This is a genomic window from Corynebacterium sp. HMSC071B10, assembly GCF_001814825.1.
Lineage (GTDB): Bacteria > Actinomycetota > Actinomycetes > Mycobacteriales > Mycobacteriaceae > Corynebacterium.
In genome coordinates this window covers 8,092-11,077 of record NZ_KV818011.1, presented here as the reverse complement: position 1 = coordinate 11,077, position 2,986 = coordinate 8,092, and the positions used below count along the sequence as shown (strand labels likewise).

The following is a 2,986-nucleotide window of genomic DNA, read 5'->3' as shown; positions in this document are numbered from 1 at the left end:
CTCGAAGTCATCTGAGCGTTCAGGCTCTGGGCTACTGCTTGGCTGGAATCCTTGTCGAGATGGATGGGGCTTTCGGCTGCTTTGAGTACCAGCTGTTGCATCCTTGTCAGACGCGACATCTGCTCGCTTATCTCGATTAGGTACCCTTTTACCCCCTCCAGGCCGTTGGGCAGATCCTCGATGTTCCTTATCAGCCCGGTGATCATCTGCTGCACTTCCATCATCGTTACTTGGAAGTGACTGCTGCTCACGTAGTTCTTGTTTGCGGCGAGATTGCTTTTTACGTTCCTTAATTCGCTTTCCGCTTGCGTCAACCTCGTCGAGAAGTCGCTGGGCAGAGAACTGAGAATGTCCCCTGTATTCTCCGGCAGACTCTTCAGTTTCTCCTGCAGCGTCTTGATAGCCTTCTCCGCCTTGTCCAGGCGTGGGCTGAGAACCTTCAAGACGCTGTCCATCTTGCCTTTCGCCGCTGCTTGGGCTAGCTTCGTCATCTCGGTCACTGACACCATGATTGAATACCTCCTGGTTGTTATAGTTTTCTTCCTCCTCGTCATCGAGAAGGCTGGAGCCGTATTTCGCCTCCAGGTCGTCATCGGTTGAATTGGCTTGAAGTGCTGCAAGCTGCCGCGCAAGAAGGGCTGATTGGGCCTCGTTAACGCGTTCGGTCACACCCTCTAGCGAGTAGCTGCGGCCCAATTTTGAGCCAGCTTTAGCTGCTTTACGCTTTCGAGTACGTCCGGCCTTCGTGGTGTTCGTGAAGTAGGCATCCTCGCCGTCGTCGTCGACCAGGGCCACGGTTAGCGACTCACCCTCGGTTTTTGAGTTGGGCTGCACTTTTAGAGACAGGTTGTATTTGCCAGCAATCTCTACTGCCTTCGCCAGTGGGTCGTCAGCATCTGCCACCTGTTTATCCGCGCACAGCTCATCCATGCGCTTGCGGGCAAAATCTGCCCACGTGGCTGCGGTCAGCTCATCCACGCCCAGGCCCGTCGAGTCTGTGGACTTGCCCTCCTTGCGTGCCCTGCGCTCAGCAGGAAGCAGCGATATTTCCGGCTCTCGCTCCAGGACACGCATCCCCAAATCGCGCATCAGCTCGTCGTTGATATTGCGCAGCTTGTACCAGTTGCGCATATCCCGAGGTGCAGCCTTCTTTGTCTGCGTATCGTGGTTGGCAAAGACGATATGGTTGTGGACACAGCCGCTTTTACTGTCGGTGTGCGTAGCCACGGTAAACGGAACTCCCGTGCCCTGCGTCAGCCGCATCGCCAGCTCTGAGCCAGCCGCATTAGCCCGAGCTACATCGGCCGGGTTATCCTTATCCAGCTCGTCTTTAGCCCACGATTGGATATAAATAATTGCTTCGTCAGTGCGCTGAGCCGGAGCATATCGCTCCATTTCTTCCACACTGGCTTCCATGAAGTCCACACCCGACCAACGGCCAGCCGTAGCCTCCGGAGAAAACGATTCAGCGTTAGGTTGAACCGTGCATAAAGCATCGGCTCGCACCTCACCCTTGCGGGCATTGTCTGCCGTTCCATAGACGGCGTAGACCGTTGCCGCGCGGATATTCTGGCTGTAGTTAATCTTGATTGTGGACAAAGTCCTTCACCTCTTTGCGAAGAGAAGAAACCTCGGAGCCAATGCTTTCTACAGCCTCAGACACGGGGGCCACGCCGTCGATATTCGCGCGGCGAGCCAACTGGTTTAGATTGACGCCAATCCGCCGCAGTTGGTCGTTCATCTCGTCCAGGCGGCGCAGCGTGTCCGGGGCCAAACGCTTTTGCGTCAGCACGCTCTCCTCCTCCGCGAGGACATAGAGAGCTTCCCGGAACACGACGGCCTTTTGCACCCCTACGACCCGTGCGACCTCCTCGACAAATCGGTCTAAATCCTTATCGAGGCGCACGGTGGTGCGCGAATATGTCGAGAACTTGTCTCGCATATCCACCTCCTACTTATCGTGCTTACTGTGGCAGGGTGGCCCCGACTGCTGATGCAGCCGGGGCCACAGTCTGTTTGTAAGGGTCACGCTTCTCCGGTGTCGGCCCCCTGAATCTGCTGCGCATCTTCAGGCGTACTCGCCACCGTCAAAGACGGCCGGGCCTGACCCCCGGAAAGTAGACACGTCGGGGGTTAGCTATGCTGCTTGGGCCGGCGTAGCTGATGTGAGTGCTTCGAAGTCATTGGGGGGCTAGAAAGTTGCACCAGGAGTGCCGTCTGCGGGTGTTGTAGCGCATGCACCACCGGAAGACTTCTTGGCGACTGATGTCGAAGTGGTCGAATTTCGTGCGCGGTGAACCCGCCCGCCAGGAGGTGCTTGAAGTCGCCCTCGACTGGATCGCTCAGCGTGACGGCGTGAGTATCGACAACTAAATGGCTAAGCACCGCGATGACGACGACTGCAATGAACTGCAGACGTACTTCACCACCGTCATCGACTGGGCCGCAAGCGTGTTCAAGATGACGGTCAGTTCCATGCGTGGAATCGCATGGAACAGGCTCTATGAGCAGTACGGCGACAAGGGCTACGACGCAGCAGAGATGACCGCCGAAGCACGCGAGCTGCTTTCCGACTCGCAGGTCCAGTCGAAGAAGGGCATCTACGAGTACCTGCTCGGCGGCAAGAAAGAGACGCGGCTGCTTAGCGTGCGTGTCTTCACCGAGGCGGTCAAAAAGCGCGTGTACAAGCGCCAAACGGACGCCGCCGAGAAGAACGGTGTCTCGAACTGCTCGTATTGCGCCCTCGGTCACGAGGGGGTCAAGACGAAGATCTGGCCGCTCAAGGATATGGACGCCGATCACGTCACTGCATGGTCGAAGGGCAGCAAGACCGAGGAAAGCAACTGCGAGCTGCTCTGCAAGTCCCACAATCGCGCCAAAGGTAACGCTTAACCAGCGGCGACGCGGGGATCTAACCATGCTGCGTCGCTAGCGCTCGCACCCGGTAAGCCAAGCACAGGCTGCGCTAGCGACGCTCGGCACACAT

The 2,986-nt window shown here is 57.4% G+C and carries 4 protein-coding genes; 2 read left to right on the top strand and 2 right to left on the bottom strand.

All coding sequences use genetic code 11. The features are described from left to right. Both HMPREF2990_RS12465 and HMPREF2990_RS08700 read right to left on the bottom strand, forming a co-directional pair. On the bottom strand, positions 1-1,599 hold a 1,599-nt coding region (locus tag HMPREF2990_RS12465; protein WP_083317100.1), incomplete at its 3' end, for a relaxase/mobilization nuclease domain-containing protein. Then, positions 1,580-1,942, bottom strand: coding sequence for a MobC family plasmid mobilization relaxosome protein (locus HMPREF2990_RS08700; RefSeq protein ID WP_005293765.1), 363 nt, complete (start codon positions 1,940-1,942; stop codon positions 1,580-1,582). The genes HMPREF2990_RS12465 and HMPREF2990_RS08700, both read right to left, overlap by 20 nt. A 293-nt stretch (positions 1,943-2,235) precedes the next feature. On the opposite strand from HMPREF2990_RS08700, the gene HMPREF2990_RS12980 reads away from it, so the two are divergent. Together HMPREF2990_RS12980 and HMPREF2990_RS08695 are read left to right on the top strand one after the other, a co-directional pair. Beyond that, the gene (locus HMPREF2990_RS12980) at positions 2,236-2,373 is read left to right on the top strand and encodes a hypothetical protein (RefSeq protein ID WP_168167134.1); all 138 of its coding nucleotides are present in this window, start codon (positions 2,236-2,238) and stop codon (positions 2,371-2,373) included. Next, a complete protein-coding gene (locus HMPREF2990_RS08695; RefSeq protein WP_070764126.1) occupies positions 2,374-2,892 on the top strand; it encodes an HNH endonuclease in 519 nt (172 codons plus the stop codon). The last annotated feature ends 94 nt before the right edge of the window (positions 2,893-2,986 follow it).